This window comes from Pseudomaricurvus alkylphenolicus (assembly GCF_011683955.1).
In the GTDB taxonomy this organism is placed as follows: domain Bacteria; phylum Pseudomonadota; class Gammaproteobacteria; order Pseudomonadales; family Cellvibrionaceae; genus Pseudomaricurvus; species Pseudomaricurvus alkylphenolicus.
On record NZ_JAAQPI010000019.1, the window covers coordinates 46,291 to 62,961 of the forward strand.

A 16,671-nucleotide genomic window follows, 5' to 3' on the forward strand; every position below is an offset into this window, starting at 1 on the left:
GCACGAGATTTTTTAAAACGATTAAGCACTGGATGCCATTTCTCTTTGAACCAGGTATTCTGCAAGCGCTGCATCGCCCTCAAGGAACTGCACAAACTGAGCCCCTAGCCCATAAGCATCCACCCCAAGTCGGCGTACATACACAGAACTACAGCTGATCTTTATCTCTTCGCAGTGAAGGTTATCGTCTGGAAGAATAAAATAGACAGTAAATTCCACGGGCAGGTGCCGGTCAGGTCGACGAAATTTGGGCAGCAATGTCTCGATAAAATGCCGGTCGCCGCTGAGCCCAATGCCTGAGCGCGACACATCGGTGACCAGTGCTGTTAATACCTCGCCCTCTTCAGTGGCCACCTCTGCTTTACAGTGAAGCGACACTCGTACGTGCCGCCTGAGGTCATCTAGCGTAATGACTTCATTCAGGGCTGTTGTCTTCAGTTGCGGATTACACATCATTATCTCGCCCGGCCTCCTCTATCGATTCTTTCTATCGCGCTGTTCAATGTCTTCGGCCCGAATCATAGGATGATGGCCCAAAGGAATCGATAATGTCTCCAAAGCTGAATCCGGACAGTAATGGCTTCTGTTTCGAATCGTAGGCGTTAAAGTATTTAATGGCGTAATCGCTCGGATCGATATAACAATACACGTAAGCATCTTCAAAGTTCTGCAAAGTGCCGACATCAGCCTTGAGAACCACAAGATAGGTTTGCCGGTCTGCCTCAAAACGAGTGGAATGCCAGTCGGGCAGAATCCTGACCAGCGACGCCCCCAGCTGATCCGTCGCCTCCTCACGACACACATTGGTGGCATCGTAGGTATCAAACGGGATCTGGTTGTAGTCCCGTCCATTATTGGCTTGGCCGTTAATCTCGGCCGCTTCGGCGCGGCTGTTGACAACATAAACGGTCAACAAGCAGCTGGTGATGATCGCGACCACACCCATAGCGCTGTAGATAAGCGGCGGGCACTTGGACTGATTCAGTAAAGACGCCATGTTTAAGCCCTATCTGCTATCACCTAACCGCCGGACGTACGGGCAGAAGATGAATAAAAACACCGTTGAGCTTAAGGAAGAATGGTGAGGTCGGGATGACCTCTCATCTGGCTTAGCACAACTCCTTTCGGTAACCGTTCGACCCTCCACTCGGGGTAGGGCACTGGCTTTGCGTCCCCGTGTTACCACGGGTTTGCCCGTTCGAGGAGCAGGAGGGGCTACCTTCAGTCTCATTCAGTAACTACTGCAGTAGTTATTAGAAACCGTGATGCTGTGCCGCCAGCTCCATCAGCAATGACTTGCTGAATCGAACTGTGAACCGCCTATGGCCAAACAGGCCGGACAGTCCACTGATGAAGCGATTATCATCATTTCACAGCCTGTTTGTCAACTCTGTCACATTCTGGACGGCCCATGCGTCCGGCGTCACATGCCAGATTCGACCAGATGAATATTCTGATTGAGAGGCAAATGCAGCGAAAATCTTCGAATTTGATTGGAAATTGGCGCTTGTCTTCCTAACTTGCTGGCTATGATTCTGACTCCGCCAACCGGAGCACAGAGTAAAAACCCTAATAACTATCTACCGAGTAGCAGCAAAAACTGTACTGCAGAACCCTTTATTGGCGCGAATACACAGGCGGTTAGTGCAATGGGGTCTACACTGGTGCGGCGACAAGCATAAGTAACAGGAGAGAGTCCCATGCCCATCCCCAATCCCCTGCGCCTGATCGGCGCAGTTGGTTCACCCTACACCCGCAAGATGCTGGCGCTGTTGCGCTATCGCAGAATTCCCCACTCTATGATCTGGGGTGACCCCAATGCGGTATTGGATAAGCTCGGAATTGCCAAACCCAAGATTCCTTTTTTGCCGACCTTTATTTTCGACAATGAGGATGACGGGCGGGAGGCGGTTTGCGACTCCACGCCCATTATCAAGAGGCTGGAACAGGCGCAACCCCAACGCGCGGTAATCCCTGAAGACCCGGCCCTGGCCTTTATCAATTTCCTGCTGGAGGACTATGGCGATGAGTGGTGCACTAAGTTCATGTTTCACTACCGCTGGCATTTTGAGGCGGATGCGGACAACGCCGGTACGCTGTTGCCGCTGGCTCACGATGTCACTCTGGCCGAGGATCAACTGCAGCAAGCCAAGGCATTTTTTAGTGAGCGCCAAATCGGTCGCTTGGGATTCGTGGGTTCCAATGAAGTGACGGCGCCGATAATCGATGCCAGTTATAGGCGTTTGCTCCAATTGCTGGAGGCCCATTTTAAGCAGCTGCCTTTTCTGCTGGGGAATAAACCCGGCTCCGGAGATTTTGCCATTTATGGGCAGTTGACCCAGCTGGTCGGGTTCGACCCGACACCACGGGCGATTGCTCATGAGTTGTCTCCGCGCACTGTAACCTGGGTAGGTTTGATGGAAGATCTCAGTGGTCTGGAAGAAAGCGACTGGCTGGTTCTGGAATCTCTGCCGGATACGCTAAAGGATATTCTTGCCGAGATAGGCCGTACCTATGTGCCAGCGTTGTTGGCCAATGCCAAGGCGCTGCAAGCCGGCGAAAAACAATGGCAGACGCAGATTGATGGCGCCACCTGGACTCAGCAGAGTTTTCCGTATCAGGGCAAGTGCCTGGGTTGGATTCGAGAGGAATATCAGCAGCTCTCAGAGCAAGACAAAGAGCGGGTCAATTCCCTGTTGGCAGGTACGGGTTGCGAGGCATTGTTGGGTTAGCGTTGAGCTTAAGGTAACCTTGGGTCACTTGATAAGAGCAATAGAGCGCAGCAGATGAGCGAACAGTTCAAGGATCAGGGTGGGGTCGCCTCCATGGCGCCAAGCCCTTTTAAACGTTGGCTGATGTCGAAGGTGATTACCCACCTGAATCGCCCTTCCCGACTGAGCGGTCAGCGAGCAAAAATCGAAAAGCACCGGCTGCGCAGCGGGCATCGCCATCGGGTGGAGTACTTTCATCAGGTGGATGATGGGTACAGTTATCTCGCGGCGCAGGTCTTGCCCGACCTTGCCAATCGTTACGATATCGAGCTGGTTTGTCATCTGGTGTCCGGCCCCAGGGGCAATAACGCTGTTGAGCCGGAGTTGCTGCTAAAGCTGTCCCGCTACGACGCTCATCTGGTTGCGCCCGAATATGGTTTGGAATTTCCGGAGCATTGCGCTGAGCTGGATGCCGAGCTGGTGCAGCTGGCAACACAGATATTGGCCAACCTGAATTCCCGCGAATTTGTTAAGCAGGTTGTTGCCATCAGTCGTGCGCTTTGGAGCGATGACAAAGCCGAGCTGCTACGTCTGCAGGCGCAGCTGGACAGTTTGCCAGAGGGGCAGGCGCAAGCTGTGGTCGCCAGGGGTAATGCCCGCAGGGAGCAGTTAAAACATTACTCTGGTGCGATGTTTTACTACGGCAAGGAATGGTACTGGGGCGTTGACCGGCTTTATCATCTGGAGGAAAGGTTGGCGCACTTGGGTGCAGACAAGCTCGCCGAGAAGCCCATGCTGGTGCCTCGACCCGCAGTGGAATCAGGCCCCTTAAAAGACAACGGCAGCTTGACCTTGGAGATATACCCCTCGCTGCGCAGCCCCTATACCGCCATCAGTTTTGATCGAACGGTGCAACTGGCGAATGACACGGGTGTTAATCTGGTGGTGCGGCCGGTATTGCCAATGGTGATGCGCGGCGTACCGGCGACCCGTGAAAAGGGGTTGTATATCTTCAGCGATACGGTCCGAGAGGCTCACTCAGCCAATGTGGCCTTTGACAAAATGTATGACCCTATTGGCGATCCCGTCCGGCGGGCTTACTCGCTTTATCCCTGGGCCTGCGAGCGGGGCAAGGGCAATGAGCTGTTGAGTGCGTTTTTGCGCTGTGCCTTTGTTGAGGGCGTAAACACTAATAACGATAAAGGGCTAAGGCGCGTGGTGGAAAACGCCGGATTGGACTGGAGTGAGGCCCGCAGCCGAATAGGGCAACCCGGATGGGAGCAGCAGCTGGAGGCCAATCGCCTGGCTATGTACGAGGCGGGGTTGTGGGGCGTGCCCAGTTATCGGTTACTTGATAAGCAGGGGCAGGCAATACTGGCGCTTTGGGGGCAGGACCGGTTGTGGTTGGTGGCGCGGGAGATTCAACGGCGGTTGGCGTGAGAAGGTCACTTGCGTCGATGCGACTCCCCGCGCATGGAAATCTGTAACCTCATCGTTTTATACTGCAGATCCCAGGGATTGTCGCTCCAGACTATGGACCAGATACTATGATCTTCGAAAGGCTATGCATTGCCGTTGCAGGTTTGTTGCTGATAACGGGAGAGGCATTCGCCGATCACAAGCAACAAACTACCGATACTGGCAGTTTCAACTTTGTTGTCTTGGCGGACACCGCTTACTCAATACCCAAGGATTACCCCGCCTACTACACATTGATCTCGACAATCAATCACGCTAACCCCGCTTTCACAATACATCTGGGGGACACCAAGGGCGGTGGCACTAACTGTGGTGACAAGGCTCAAAAGAAGATATTGGAGGACTTTGGCAGGTTCGAAGGGCCATTGATCTACACCCCTGGTGACAACGAATGGACGGATTGCCGTAGAATCGTCGCGGGAGGCTACAAACCGGTTGAGCGGCTGAAAGTGATTCGTGAATGGTTCTTCCCAAACAGCGACAGTCTCGGTCGCCAGCCAATCAAACTGCGCACTCAGGTCGATCAGGGCTTCCCCGAAAACGCTCTTTGGTGGAAGGCTGGGGTGTTGTTTGTCACCGCTCATATTGTAGGGTCTAACAACGGTCTTACTGATGGCTACAAAAAAGCTGAATCTGAGTATCGCCGGAGAAATGAGGCCAATCTGCGCTGGATAGAGCAGGCCTTTGCGGAAGCGACGCTGGAGAAGGCAGAGGCCGTTGTATTGGCATACCACGCAAATATGTTCTTTGAAACTCCACGCCCGGACGGTTTTAAAGATGTTCGGAGTCTTATCGGCGAGCTGGGTTCAAAATTCGGTAAACCCGTGTTGTTACTGCACGGCGACCACCACAGCTTTATCATCGATCAACCCTACGGTGGTGGTGCTGCAAACATCATTAGGCTGCAGTCTTTTGGCGCACCTGATATTAAGGCGGTCAGTGTTCGTGTCGATACCGCAGAAGACTCCGTTTTTTCGTTTGGACCGATATACGACGGGAAGCGATAGAGCAACAACACAAACTTTTTGTAGTATCGGACAGTTCAAGTGGGGCGGGTACTATTTAGTGTACCCGCCATCCATGCGCGATCTAAGTGCTGTTATTCCCTTGTTTGCGATGTCGCGCACCACTCTGAACCCGCCGGCACATGCGAGAAAATGACCGATCTTTGGCTCTCTTCTCCGCCAGTGTCGCTGCGTTGAATTGCTGTTCGCGTTTCAGCTTGTGAAAGCTTTGCAACCGACGGGCTTCCAGAGTTCCATCTTCGATGGCCTGCCTGACGGCACAGCCGGGCTCCTGGTCGTGTTCACAGTCCTTGTAGCGGCATTGATTCGCCAGTTGGGTAATTTCCGCAAAGGTTTCTTCAACACCGTGTTCACAATCGGCCAGTTGCAGTTCACGCATGCCAGGGGTGTCCACGATAAGGGCACCCCGGGTACTCAGGTGAAGCGAGCGGGCGGTGGTGGTGTGTCGACCTTTGCCGTCATCGTCGCGGATGGCAGCCGTTTTCTGTTGCAAGGAATCTGTGATGGTATTGAGCAGGGTGGATTTACCAACGCCGGATGAGCCCAGCAAAGCCACGGTGGAGCCCGGTGTTAGCCAGGCCTCCAGCTTTTGCAGGTCATGCGCATCGAGAGCGTTCACCGCCTCGACCATCAGCAGTGGATCCAGTGACCGTACTTGTTGCAGATATTGGTCCGGGTCTTCGCACAGGTCTGCTTTGGTGAGCACAACCACGGGTTCCGATTCTGCCTCTTTAATGAGCGCGAGGTAGCGTTCGATGCGGTTGAGGTTAAAGTCCGCATTGAGGGAAACCACCACAAATACCGTGTTGATATTGGCGGCGATCAGTTGTTCCTCGATTGTTCGCCCCGGGGCTTTGCGGCTGAAAAGTGACAGGCGTTCCAGGCATCGATGGAAGCATCCCTCGCTGTTTAGCAATAGCCAGTCGCCAACGGTCATGGGCGGCAGGCTGTCGTGGTGTTGCAGTTGTGTTGCCCCTTGTTCGCTGATCAGGTCGAGGTGGGTTCTGTGGTGTGCGACGACTCTGGCGGGGTAATAGCCTTCCCATTCGTCGAGTGTGAGTTGTTGTTGAAAAAAGGTACTCCAGCCCAGTTGGGACAGGGTAAAAGATGTAGTCATGATAACCCCTGGCGCTCGTTGGCGCCCGAAAAAATTCGGTTTGGGGGCGTACTGGCCCCGGTGAATCACCGGGCAGAGGGGTCAGGAAAAGGTGTTGGCCTGACTTAGTAAGCTGCCCGGAGGGGGTTGGCGACAATCATGAGTATCCTCCGGTAATTTATTTGGTTAGACGTTGGTCAATTTATCAGAAGTTGATCTTCAGTCAAGCGATTAATTTGGTAATCAGAATCTCCGAGGGCGACTATTGGTACCAGACGCCGTTGGTCATTTGGCAGTCGATAGAGTCGAGTGCCATATGGATCATCAGACCCAGTCCGACCAGCCGTGTTTTTGGCAGAAAACAGAGTGCGCCGTACAGCAGGATGGGGACAATGCGATGCAGGGGGTGGAAACCAATACTGCAGCGGTTGGGGTCGTAGATGGGGTCGGCCAGTAGATGGTCTGCGTCCACCACCATGGTGGCCATCATAACGGCGAGAGCCATGAGCCAGGCTTTGCGGTAGAAGAGGCCGGCGACGATCGCGGGAACAATAACGTGTAGGGCCAGGTGAATGATGGGGGGCTCCCGCTGAGTTATTTGGGTGGTGCATTGTGTCGGTGAGGGCACCACCCGTCAAGGTTATTTCCAGTAGATGGTGGCGGCGCCATAGGCACACCGGCCACCTTTTGCACCGAGGTTCCCTGAGTGCAGTGCCTCATTATTAATTCATAGGCGGAGCTCTTGCGGGCTCAATTTCTGGCACTTAGTTCGCTACGTTTCGTAGGCTCTTTTCACTTCGTCCGCGATAATTTCCACACCACGCTTCACGGTTTCCGAATCCTGCGCGTAGGATACTCGGATGCATTCGTGTTTGTGGTCCCAATCGTCATCCATGCCCACGAAGAAGTTGTGGCCGGGTACGATTAATACACCGCGCTGTTTAAGTCGCTGGTAGAGTTCCTGACTGGTAATGGGCAGGCCTTCAAACCACAACCAAAGGAAAATTGCGCCTTCGGGTTTGTGGATGTGGAAGGGAAGGTCTCCCAGTTGTTCGCGGAACCATTGGGCGGTTTGTTGGGAGCCGTCCCTGTAGAATGGGGTTACGTACTGCTGGGACAGGGTCTGGATTTCTCCGGTCTTGAACAGTTCTTTGGCGAGGGCCGGACCAATGGTGCCGCAGGCCAGGCTGACGATGGTGTTGGCGTTGGTATAGGCGCGGATGATGTCTTCGTTGGCGACAATGATGCCGGTGCGGGCACCGGGCAAACCCAGTTTGGACAGGCTTAGTGCCAGGATGGTGTTGTCGTTCCAGTGGGGTTTGGCTTCGGTAAAAATGATGCTGGGGAAGGGAAGCCCGTAGGCACCATCAATGATAAACGGGATGTCTTTTTCTTTGGCCATCTGGTCCAGATGTGCGATTTCGTCATCGGTCAGCACGTTGCCTGTCGGGTTGGTGGGGCGCGATACGCACATGGCTCCCACGTTTTCGTCGAGGTTGAGCTTTGAGAAGTCGACGTGGTATTTGAATAGCTTTTCGTCGAGCAGCTCGATGCTGGGGCGTGTGGCGGTGAAGAAGTTGTCGCACAGACCGGTGTCGGCGTAACCGAGGTACTCCGGTGCCAGGGGCAGATGGATGGAGCGTTGGCTGCTGTCTTCCATAACACCCGCGAACATGTTGTAGAGTACAAAGAACGCGGACTGGCTGCCGTTGGAGACGGCGATGTTATTGCCGGTCAGGTTCCAGCCGAATTGTTTTTTCAGGAAGGCGGCGATCTGGTCGCGGAATTCTTTGTCTCCCTGAGGGGACTGGTAGATGCCAAACAGGCTGTGGCGCTGGGCCGGGTCAGCCATGATGTTTTCCAGACGTTGCTGGAAGATGGCTTCGACTTCCATCAGGCGACCGGGATTGCCGCCGCCCATAAAGATCATGTCGGGATTTTCGTTGAGGGCGGTGCCCAGGTCGTCCATCAGTTCGACGATGCCGGATTCGCCGGCGAATTTTTTTCCAAACGCAGAGAGTTTCATTGGAGCCTCGTAGTTTTGTTCTCTCTCACAATAACCATCAGTCTAACACAGAGCTTTGGCAGGCTTGGCCACTTTGCACGGCGGCATTGGTCAATATTGCCAAAAAGCGGGCACCGGGGTTGTTTACATCATTCACAGGAGCGGATCCGTCCAGATCCTCCGGTGCCCGTTAAGGTGCTAGACCACTCGCCGGTGGTGGGCCACCGGCACTGGGTTATCCATATTAGCCGCGGGCAGCGCACCTACCCGTTGCTGATATGAATGGCTTTACCGAGTGTGGCCAGCGCCGCCTCCATGGTGGCTTCGCTGAGACTCGGGTGTACATGGATGGTGTGGGCCAGGTCTTCCAGCCGCGCCCCCATCTCCAGGGCCAGGGCAAATTCGCCGCTGAGTTCGGCGACATGAGCGCCGACGGCGTGTATGCCCAGTATGATGTGGTCGGCTTTGCGGGCGGTGATGCGTACAAAGCCGCCGTCTGTGCCGGCGTCCATGGCCAGGGCTTTGCCGATGGCGGCAAAGGGAAACTTGCCGACAATCACGTCTTCGCCTTCGTTTTTGGCTTGTTCAGGGGTTAAGCCGACGCCGACGATTTCCGGTTCGGTAAAACACACGGCGGGAATGGCGACTGGATCGAATTCGCGGCGGTGACCGGCGATGATTTCCGCCACCATTTCACCCTGTGCCGAAGCTTTGTGGGCGAGCATGGGTTCGCCCACCAGGTCGCCAATGGCCCAGACGTTGCGCATGGCGGTGCGGCATTGGTTGTCGACTTTGACAAAAGGGCCGTCCATATCGACACACATATTTTCCAAACCCCAGCCGTTGGTGTTGGGTCGGCGGCCGACGGTGACCAGAATTTTGTCGGCGCTCAGCTGCTGTTGTTCGCCGTTTTTGTCGGTGTAGGTGAGCACGGGTTTGCCGCCGATTTCTTCCACCGATTGTGCTCGTGCCTGGTAGATGATGTCGGTCTTGTGCTTCTTCAGCCATTGCTCAATGGGACGGGTCATTTCTTTATCGTAGAGTGGCAGCAGGCGTTCCAGGCCTTCTACAAAGGTCACCTCGGCGCCCAGTTTGCGGTAGGCAATGCCCAGCTCTAAACCGATATAGCCGGCGCCGATTACGACCAGGTGTTTGGGCACGTCGGTCAGTTGCAGTGCTTCGGTCGAGGAGACGACGTGTTCGCTATAGGGAATGTTGGGCAGTTCGGTGGCGCTGGAGCCGTTGGCCAGAATCACGTGTTCTGCTTCTATCTGGATGTCTCCGTCAGCGGTGGTGACGGTGCAGTTTTTGGCGTTTGAAAACGTCGCCCAGCCCTTGACCACGGTCACACCCGCTTTTTTCAGCAGACCCTCGACACCGCTGTTGAGTTTGTCGACGACGCTGTCTTTCCAGGCGATCATCCGGGCCATATTGAGTTCCGGCCCACTGGTCAGTGAGATGCCGAATTTGCCATCGCCCACATGTTCCTGGATCTCCTGGAAACGGTTGGCGCCGTGGATCAGGGCTTTTGAAGGAATGCAGCCGCGGATCAGGCAGGTGCCACCGGTGCGTTCGCCTTCGACGATGATGGTGTCCAGGCCCAGTTGGCCGGCGCGAATGGCGGCGACGTAGCCGCCGGGGCCTGCGCCAACCACGAGTACTTTGCAGGTTTTCTTTTCAGTCATGTGCTTTGGTTCCTAGACAAAGATGGCGCCGGGGTTTTCCAGCAGTTGCTTGAGCGCCTGTACCAGTTGCGCACCGTCGTAGCCGTCGACTATGCGGTGGTCGAAGGAGGATGACAGGTTCATCATTTTGCGCACTACAATGACGCCGTCTTTCACGACCGGACGCTCCTGCAGTTTGTTGACGCCGATAATGGCGGTCTCTGGTGCGTTGATAATGGGTGTGGTGGCAATACCGCCGATGGCACCCAGGCTGGTAATGGTGATGGTGGAGCCGGAAAGCTCCTCAGGCTTGGCTTTGCTGTCGCGGGCAGCTTGGGAGACACGCGCCACTTCAACGGCGGTCTGCCAGACGTCCAGGCTCTCGCAGTGTTTGACCACCGGCACCATAAGCCCGGTGTCGGTCATGGTGGCGATACCCACATTGACGGCGTCGTGTTGAGTCAATAGGCTGTTTTCGTCATCGAAATGCGCGTTGCAGTGTGGGAAGCGCGGTAGAATCTTTACCAGCGCCTGGGCAATAAAGGGCAGCAACGTCAGTTTGGGTTGACCCTCTTCGCGATTTGCGTTGAGGTGTGCGCGCAATTCTTCCAGATTGGTCACGTCCACTTCTTCCACATAGGAGTAGTGGGGAATATTGCGCTTGGCCTGTAGCATTTTTTGGGCGATAACCCGGCGCAGGCCTTTAACTTTGACTTCGGTAGCGGAGGTTCTGGCTTGTTTGCCGCTAAACGCGCTTCGGGCAACCAGTGCGCCACCGGCGGCAACAAAGGTGTCCAGGTCTTTATGAGACACGCGACCTGCAGGACCGCTGCCCGGTACGCTGGCCAGGTCTATATCTTCATCGCGAGCGCGCTGGCGTACGGATGGAGAGGCCAGCACCTTGCCGGTAAAAGCCGCCACATTTGTTGCGGGGTTTGGTGCAGAAGCCGTTACGGGAGAGCCTTGGGCAGCTGAAGCTTTTTCGGGCAGCAGCGCTTTTGTGGGTGCAGCGTCTGTATCGGCAGTGTCTTTGTTTGCGGTTTCCACTGCAGCTTTGCCGGCGGCTTCATCCTGGCTGCCGGTTGCTTGTTGCTCGGGTTGATCGCCATCGGTCTCAAAACGGATCAGCTCGCTGCCCACTGCCAATACTTCACCGGCGTCGCAGGCGACGGCGAGCACTCTGCCACTGACGGGGGCGGTGACTTCCACCACGGCTTTATCGGTCATGACATCGGCAATGTGCTGATCTTCTTCCACCAGGTCACCGGGTTTTACGTACCATTCGGCGATTTCGGATTCCACGATGCCTTCGCCCAGGTCGGGTAATTTAAAACTGTACATGCTGTAATCTCCCAGGATTAATCGCAGGCGAGGGTACGTTCGAGCGCTTCGATAATGCGCTCGCGGCTCGGAAAGTATTCCCACTCGAAGGCGTGGGGGTAGGGAGTGTCCCATCCGGTGACGCGTTCGATAGGAGCCTTCAGACACCAGAAGCATTCTTCTTGCACTTCGGCCACCAGTTCCGCGCCGTAGCCGCTGGTACGGGTGGCTTCGTGGATAATCACGCAGCGGCCGGTTTTCTGTACCGACTCGGCCACGGTTTCCAGATCCAGAGGCAGCAGTGTTCTTAAGTCGATCAGCTCAGCGTTGATGCCACTGGCTTTGATCGCCGCTTCAGCTACGTGCACCATGGTGCCGTAGGCCAGTACGGTGACGTCATCGCCAGGCATAACGGTTGCCGCTTTGCCCAGCTCAATTTTGTAGTACTCTTCCGGTACTTCACCGGCGGGGTGAGCGCTCCAGCTGGTGATGACCTTGTTTTCACCACCGTGGCTGTCGCTGCCATGACCATAGAAAGGGCCGTTATAGATGCGCTTGGGTTCGAAGAACATCACCGGGTCGTCGTCTTCGATGGCGGCGATCAATAAGCCTTTGGCATCGTAAGGGTTGGAGGGCATAACGGTTTTGAGCCCGCAGACATGGGTAAAGATACCTTCGGGGCTTTGTGAATGTGTCTGTCCGCCACGGATGCCGCCACCGCTGGGCGCACGCACGGTGACCGGCGCAAAAAATTCACCCCCACTGCGGTGACGCAGGCGAGCCAGTTCGCTGATGATCTGGTCAATGGCGGGATAGATGTAGTCGGCAAACTGCATTTCCACAACGGGACGCAGGCCATTAACACCCATGCCGATCGCAGCAGCCATAATGCCGCCCTCGGCAATGGGGGTGTCCAGCGCGCGGTGTGAGCCGTATTTTTCGTAGAGGCCTTCAGTGCAGCGAAATACGCCGCCGAAGTAACCCACATCCTGCCCCATCACCAGTACGTTGGGGTCTTTTTTCATGGTGCAGTCCAGAGCGGAATTGATCGCCTGAACCATCGTCATCTTGGCCATGGTCTATACCCCCATCTTTTGACGTTGTTTGCGCAGGTGTGCAGGCATGTCTTTGAAGACATCGTCGAACACGGTTTCCACCGGCCAGTGGGGGCCTTCGTCGAGGGTGCCGTAGGAGATAGCTTGTTTCCAGTCGGCGGTAACGGAGTCTTTCAGTTCAATAGCCAACGCCTCGTGTTGCTCTTGGCTCCATTCACCTAAATTGATCAGATGTTGTTTGAGTCGCTCGATGGGATCGCCCAATGGCCAGGCCTGCCCTTCGCCCTTGGCTCGATAACCGTCGGGGTTGTCACTGGTGGAGTGGCCTTCGGTGCGGTAGGTGAAGTGTTCGATAAAGGTGGCGCCCAGCCCCAGGCGTGCACGTTCTGCAGCCCACTGTGTGGCGGCGTATACAGCTAGAAAATCGTTACCATCCACGCGCAGGCTGGGAATGCTGAAACCGGTGCCTCGAGCGGCAAAGGTGCTGCCGGCGGCTGCAAACGATTGGGGCGTGGAAATGGCCCACTGGTTATTGACCACGTTGAGGATAGCCGGGGCGCGATAGGTACTGGCAAACAACAGCGCGTGGTAGACGTCCGCCTCGGCGGTGCTGCCATCGCCCACCCAGGCGCAGGCGAGGTGGTCTTCGCCTTTGTAGGCGGAGGCCATGGCCCAGCCCACGGCCTGACTGTATTGAGTGGCCAGGTTGCCGGAGATACTGAAGTAGTTGCCTTCTTTCCAGCTGTAGAACACCGGCATCTGCCGGCCTTTCAGGTTGTCTTTGGAATTGGAAATGCAGTGACACATCATGTCCACTACCGGGCGGCCGCGAACAAACAGCAGTCCTTGCTGACGATAAGTGGGGAACAGCATATCGCCGCTCTCCAATGCCATGGCCTGGGAAACGGCGATGGCTTCTTCGCCGGTACACTTCATGTAAAAGCTCAGTTTGCCCTGGCGTTGCATGCGGAACATACGTTCGTCGTAGGCGCGTACGTGCATCATATGTTTCAGGCCCTGGCGCAGTTGTTCCGGTTTCAGGGCAGGTGCCCATGGGCCTGTCGCCTGGCCCTCATCGTCCAGCACTCTTACCAGGCCATAGGCCAATTCGCTGATTTCGGTGGCGGTGCAGTCCAAAGCTGGCTTGCCGGTATCGCCGGCGGCTGGGATCTTCAGGTCGCTGAAGTCTGCCGCTTCGCCCGGACGTGAAGAGGCCTGGGGTACATACAGTTTGCTTTGGTAGGGGGAAGGGTTTTCGGTCGCGGTCGTGCCGGACTGAGCCTCAGGCTGAGCCATCGCGGGGTCTCCCTTTGGGGCAGGTGGGTTACTTTTGGCAACCGCTGCCATGGTTTTGTTGTTATCCGCCCCGAGATCAGCCGGGGCAGTGCTTAAGGGCCAATCCTTTGTGGGGCGGCCGGCTGCCTGGCGGGGGTCGCCCGTTTGGCAGAGAGGCAAAAACTATAGCGCAGGTGAGAGGTAAGAATTATTCGTATGTCGGATGAAAATGGATTATTTGAGAATAATTTATTCTTCCTGGGTTGGTTTGCGTATCAATAACGCAAGATCGGCTCCTGGTGGGTATTCATTATTCCTGCCGCTGGTCTTAGGCCCTTAGGTTTTCAATCGAACCGGACTTCCATCTTTTCATAGTCATCTCTCTTCACCATAAAAAGATATATATTTAGAAATATAGGGATTTATTCGAGAAAATTGAATTGTAACGGAAATAATTGGAATAAAAATAGATTGACATCTAGTAATTGATGGTGTTAATTTCGCCTTACTAGTTTGAAATCTAGAAAGGTGGGTGGAGTAAGCGCCCGGAGAGAAGAATCTACACATAGGTGCATCTATGAATCATTTCCAGCAGCCTGCAAGGGTAAAAGGCGATGCTTACTTTCGAGGCGGACGTGTTTTTCGCAAGGCTTCGGCTTTGGTGTCCGATAAAGCTTTTGACTATGCCTGCGCGCGCAAGTGGGCGCCGGATGCCGACTTCAATAATCTGGCGAGTTTCTACCCATCGGAGGTGGAAAAGTTTGGAGTGATTCCGCAGGACCAGCTGCTAGCGCTATACGAAAAGTATCTGGCGCTGTGGCAAGCCAAGATGCCTGAATCAAGTCGGTTGCAGAAGGCGGGTCGAGAAAACATGTTGTGGGGCATCTTTGGCTCTTATCAGAAGGATTGGGAGACGCCGATCTTGCCGTTTGCCAGCCATTGCATGGGGGGCAAGCTGTGGGATGTGGATGGCAATGAATACATTGACTTGCAGTTTGGCGACACGCCCTCCATGTTCGGGCATGGCCCTGAAAACCCGGCTATCAAAGCAGCGGCAGAGAGTCTTCTCAATACCGGCATCGATCCCATGATGGGGACCGCCGAGCAGGCGGCCGCCGCCGCTGAGTTGGAGCGGCATTTTAAACTGCCGGTGTGGATGCATGCACTGACCGCGTCGGATTCCAATCGTTACCTGTTGTCAATCGCACGCTGCGTCACGGGGCGCCCCAATATTGCGATTGCCAACTTTGCTTACCACGGCACCATCGACGAAACCCAGAAGATGATGCCGGAACCGGGAGTGATTTCTCGCTATCACGAAATGCCGCAGTATCACGGCGATGTGGATCAAGGTACCCGAATCTTTGTGTGGAATGATCTTGAGTCTCTGGAGCAGTGTCTCAAGAACCGGGATGTGGCGGTGGTAATGATGGAGCCTGTCATGAGCAACTTCGGCTGGGCCTGGCCACAGGAGGGGTGGCACGCAGGTGTTCGTGAGTTGACGAAAAAATACGGCACCTTGCTTTGCTACGATGAAACTCACACGCTCGGCCACGCCTGGAACGGTTCTGTCGGCGCACAAGGTCTTGAGTTTGATATGTGGTCCTGTGGCAAGGCGATTTCTTCCGGTATCCCCGGGGCTGTGTTCGGGATGACACGAGAAATCGCCGACCAGTTAGAGCAGTGGCAGGACGAAGCGGGTTTCTTTGCGGGTGCGGGTTTGGGATTTCTGGGCAACGCCTTGACTGGCAATACCATGTCCACTACCGCGCTTCGAGTGACCATGCAGGAGGTGATGACGCCTTCGGTATTCGATCCGTTACTCACCAATGCGGACTATGTGCGCCAGGGTATGGCGGATATCTTTGAAAAGTATCAGGCGCCTTTTCGATCAGAAATGATGGGCAATCGACTCTGTTTTCACTTTATCCCGGATCGATGTGAAGACCCGTTAACGGGGATCACGCAAATTGGTTTTGGTGGACTGTTTGAATTTGCGCACGCCTATCTCTGGTATCACGGATTACTGATTATGCCGTTCTTCAATATGTTCCTGTTATGCCCCCAGCATAGCCGCGAGGATCTGGATTATTTTCTGCGGGTCTTCGATGACATGATAGCCATTATTATGGGGCAGAAGCAGGGTTAGACCGGCTGCTCTGCCGGTGCCATATGCTTGGGAAAGTAAAGCCGTAAGTAGGCCACCATGGCCTTGCGGGTTTCCTCGGCCATGTCATCGGTAATCATGCGATGGCGTTGGTAGGACAGGCCCCAAAGCGCTTCCAGTATTTCGATGGCAAACAGCAATAGCTCTGCGGGATCTGGCACTGAAGGTACGATATAGAGCTGTCGATAGCTTTCCAGCATGGACTGGGCAATGACCATGTTGCCCTCGGTGTCCACCAGGCGGGAGCGCCAGCTTTGGCCCGGACCAAGAAGCAGGTTCAGGGCCGGGGCATTTTGATTCAAGTAGGCGCGGCTGCGTTCTGTGTGGTGAAACAGAATGTCCTCCCAGTCATTCACCAGACTGGCGTCCACCGGTGCGGCAATGATATCGGCGAATTCCTGGTCGTAGCGTTCGACCAGAGCCACAAAGGCCGCCTGCAGGCTGGGGAAAAAGTGATAGACCGAGCCCGTGGCCACGCCGGCGGCGTCGGCGACGTCATAAAGGCTGAAATTGTCGATGCCGCGGTTTTCTATCAGTTCATGCACCGTATCCAGGATCTTTTCAAACTTGGCAATGCCCCGAGCCTGGGTGGGACGACGGAAGTTGTTTTTGTCCTCTTCTGTCCCGGTGGTGGCCAAATCTGACTCTGCTTCGGTGGCCATAATGCGTTCCTTATTCGGGTGGCGACAGTATGTTGGTGCTGTTCAGCGCAGAATAACTAATTCCATATCTATAAAAAAGAGCTCTTTTTGCATTTTACAGACAAAAAATTCCTTTATTTATAGATTGACATCTTGTTTTATCGGAGTATTCTAGTTTTTATTCTAGAAAAAAATGATATTTCTTCAATTCTAGAGTGAAAATTGAATGATTT

14 protein-coding genes and 1 riboswitch are annotated in these 16,671 nt (G+C 54.8%); of the genes, 4 read left to right on the forward strand and 10 right to left on the reverse strand.

Annotated features, from left to right (window positions below; all coding sequences use genetic code 11):
• Window positions 1-21 precede the first annotated feature (21 nt).
• A complete protein-coding gene (locus HBA55_RS31535) occupies window positions 22-456 on the reverse strand; it encodes a PilZ domain-containing protein (RefSeq protein ID WP_166999730.1) in 435 nt (144 codons plus the stop codon).
• A 43-nt stretch (window positions 457-499) separates the two neighbouring features.
• The gene (locus HBA55_RS31540; RefSeq protein ID WP_166999731.1) at window positions 500-997 is read right to left on the reverse strand and encodes a hypothetical protein; all 498 of its coding nucleotides are present in this window, start codon (window positions 995-997) and stop codon (window positions 500-502) included.
• A gap of 126 nt (window positions 998-1,123) precedes the next feature.
• A riboswitch (cyclic di-GMP riboswitch) is annotated at window positions 1,124-1,205 on the reverse strand.
• Between the two features lie 495 nt (window positions 1,206-1,700).
• On the opposite strand from HBA55_RS31540, the gene HBA55_RS31545 reads away from it, so the two are divergent.
• The 3 genes from HBA55_RS31545 to HBA55_RS31555 all read left to right on the forward strand — a co-directional run bounded on the left by HBA55_RS31545 (window position 1,701) and on the right by HBA55_RS31555 (window position 5,197).
• Complete coding sequence (locus HBA55_RS31545) at window positions 1,701-2,732, forward strand: glutathione S-transferase family protein (RefSeq protein WP_166999732.1); 1,032 nt, start codon at window positions 1,701-1,703, stop codon at window positions 2,730-2,732.
• A gap of 54 nt (window positions 2,733-2,786) precedes the next feature.
• Entirely contained in the window at window positions 2,787-4,151 is a 1,365-nt protein-coding gene (locus HBA55_RS31550; RefSeq protein WP_166999733.1) for a DsbA family protein, read from the forward strand.
• A gap of 107 nt (window positions 4,152-4,258) precedes the next feature.
• Complete coding sequence (locus HBA55_RS31555; RefSeq protein WP_166999734.1) at window positions 4,259-5,197, forward strand: hypothetical protein; 939 nt, start codon at window positions 4,259-4,261, stop codon at window positions 5,195-5,197.
• Window positions 5,198-5,279: 82 nt separating this feature from the next.
• Here HBA55_RS31555 and rsgA read toward each other — a convergent pair whose 3' ends face one another.
• The 7 genes from rsgA to HBA55_RS31590 form a co-directional block, all read right to left on the reverse strand.
• Window positions 5,280-6,332, reverse strand: coding sequence for a ribosome small subunit-dependent GTPase A (gene rsgA, locus HBA55_RS31560; RefSeq protein ID WP_166999735.1), 1,053 nt, complete (start codon window positions 6,330-6,332; stop codon window positions 5,280-5,282).
• 241 nt (window positions 6,333-6,573) lie between these two features.
• Window positions 6,574-6,942 carry a DUF6122 family protein gene (locus HBA55_RS31565; RefSeq protein WP_338109495.1) on the reverse strand — a complete coding sequence of 123 codons (369 nt, stop codon included), beginning with the start codon at window positions 6,940-6,942 and terminating at the stop codon, window positions 6,574-6,576.
• 141 nt (window positions 6,943-7,083) lie between these two features.
• On the reverse strand, window positions 7,084-8,337 hold the full coding sequence (locus tag HBA55_RS31570) for a valine--pyruvate transaminase (RefSeq protein WP_166999736.1): 1,254 nt from the start codon (window positions 8,335-8,337) through the stop codon (window positions 7,084-7,086).
• A gap of 242 nt (window positions 8,338-8,579) precedes the next feature.
• Window positions 8,580-10,001 carry a dihydrolipoyl dehydrogenase gene (gene lpdA, locus HBA55_RS31575; RefSeq protein WP_166999737.1) on the reverse strand — a complete coding sequence of 474 codons (1,422 nt, stop codon included), beginning with the start codon at window positions 9,999-10,001 and terminating at the stop codon, window positions 8,580-8,582.
• Window positions 10,002-10,013: 12 nt separating this feature from the next.
• Window positions 10,014-11,321 (reverse strand): dihydrolipoamide acetyltransferase family protein, encoded by a 1,308-nt coding sequence (locus tag HBA55_RS31580; protein WP_166999738.1) that lies wholly within the window; start codon window positions 11,319-11,321, stop codon window positions 10,014-10,016.
• A 17-nt stretch (window positions 11,322-11,338) separates the two neighbouring features.
• Entirely contained in the window at window positions 11,339-12,376 is a 1,038-nt protein-coding gene (locus HBA55_RS31585) for an alpha-ketoacid dehydrogenase subunit beta (protein ID WP_166999739.1), read from the reverse strand.
• 3 nt (window positions 12,377-12,379) lie between these two features.
• The gene (locus tag HBA55_RS31590) at window positions 12,380-13,651 is read right to left on the reverse strand and encodes a thiamine pyrophosphate-dependent enzyme (RefSeq protein WP_166999740.1); all 1,272 of its coding nucleotides are present in this window, start codon (window positions 13,649-13,651) and stop codon (window positions 12,380-12,382) included.
• Window positions 13,652-14,207: 556 nt separating this feature from the next.
• Between HBA55_RS31590 and HBA55_RS31595 the strand changes: the two genes are divergently transcribed.
• Window positions 14,208-15,779, forward strand: coding sequence for an aminotransferase class III-fold pyridoxal phosphate-dependent enzyme (locus tag HBA55_RS31595; RefSeq protein ID WP_166999741.1), 1,572 nt, complete (start codon window positions 14,208-14,210; stop codon window positions 15,777-15,779).
• Here the strand turns inward: HBA55_RS31595 and HBA55_RS31600 are convergent.
• Entirely contained in the window at window positions 15,776-16,459 is a 684-nt protein-coding gene (locus tag HBA55_RS31600) for a TetR/AcrR family transcriptional regulator (protein WP_166999742.1), read from the reverse strand. The genes HBA55_RS31595 and HBA55_RS31600 overlap by 4 nt on opposite strands.
• Between the last annotated feature and the right edge of the window lie 212 nt (window positions 16,460-16,671).

What these genes read in the sequence shown, in the direction of transcription:
- HBA55_RS31555 (WP_166999734.1), top strand. Translation starts at nt 4,259, where the DNA reads ATGATCTTCGAAAGGCTATGCATTGCCGTTGCAGGTTTGTTGCTGATA.
- HBA55_RS31595 (WP_166999741.1), top strand. Translation starts at nt 14,208, where the DNA reads ATGAATCATTTCCAGCAGCCTGCAAGGGTAAAAGGCGATGCTTACTTT.
- HBA55_RS31540 (WP_166999731.1), bottom strand. Translation starts at nt 997, where the DNA reads ATGGCGTCTTTACTGAATCAGTCCAAGTGCCCGCCGCTTATCTACAGC.
- HBA55_RS31590 (WP_166999740.1), bottom strand. Translation starts at nt 13,651, where the DNA reads ATGGCTCAGCCTGAGGCTCAGTCCGGCACGACCGCGACCGAAAACCCT.
- lpdA (WP_166999737.1), bottom strand. Translation starts at nt 10,001, where the DNA reads ATGACTGAAAAGAAAACCTGCAAAGTACTCGTGGTTGGCGCAGGCCCC.
- HBA55_RS31580 (WP_166999738.1), bottom strand. Translation starts at nt 11,321, where the DNA reads ATGTACAGTTTTAAATTACCCGACCTGGGCGAAGGCATCGTGGAATCC.
- HBA55_RS31535 (WP_166999730.1), bottom strand. Translation starts at nt 456, where the DNA reads ATGATGTGTAATCCGCAACTGAAGACAACAGCCCTGAATGAAGTCATT.
- HBA55_RS31585 (WP_166999739.1), bottom strand. Translation starts at nt 12,376, where the DNA reads ATGGCCAAGATGACGATGGTTCAGGCGATCAATTCCGCTCTGGACTGC.
- rsgA (WP_166999735.1), bottom strand. Translation starts at nt 6,332, where the DNA reads ATGACTACATCTTTTACCCTGTCCCAACTGGGCTGGAGTACCTTTTTT.
- HBA55_RS31550 (WP_166999733.1), top strand. Translation starts at nt 2,787, where the DNA reads ATGAGCGAACAGTTCAAGGATCAGGGTGGGGTCGCCTCCATGGCGCCA.
- HBA55_RS31570 (WP_166999736.1), bottom strand. Translation starts at nt 8,337, where the DNA reads ATGAAACTCTCTGCGTTTGGAAAAAAATTCGCCGGCGAATCCGGCATC.
- HBA55_RS31600 (WP_166999742.1), bottom strand. Translation starts at nt 16,459, where the DNA reads ATGGCCACCGAAGCAGAGTCAGATTTGGCCACCACCGGGACAGAAGAG.
- HBA55_RS31545 (WP_166999732.1), top strand. Translation starts at nt 1,701, where the DNA reads ATGCCCATCCCCAATCCCCTGCGCCTGATCGGCGCAGTTGGTTCACCC.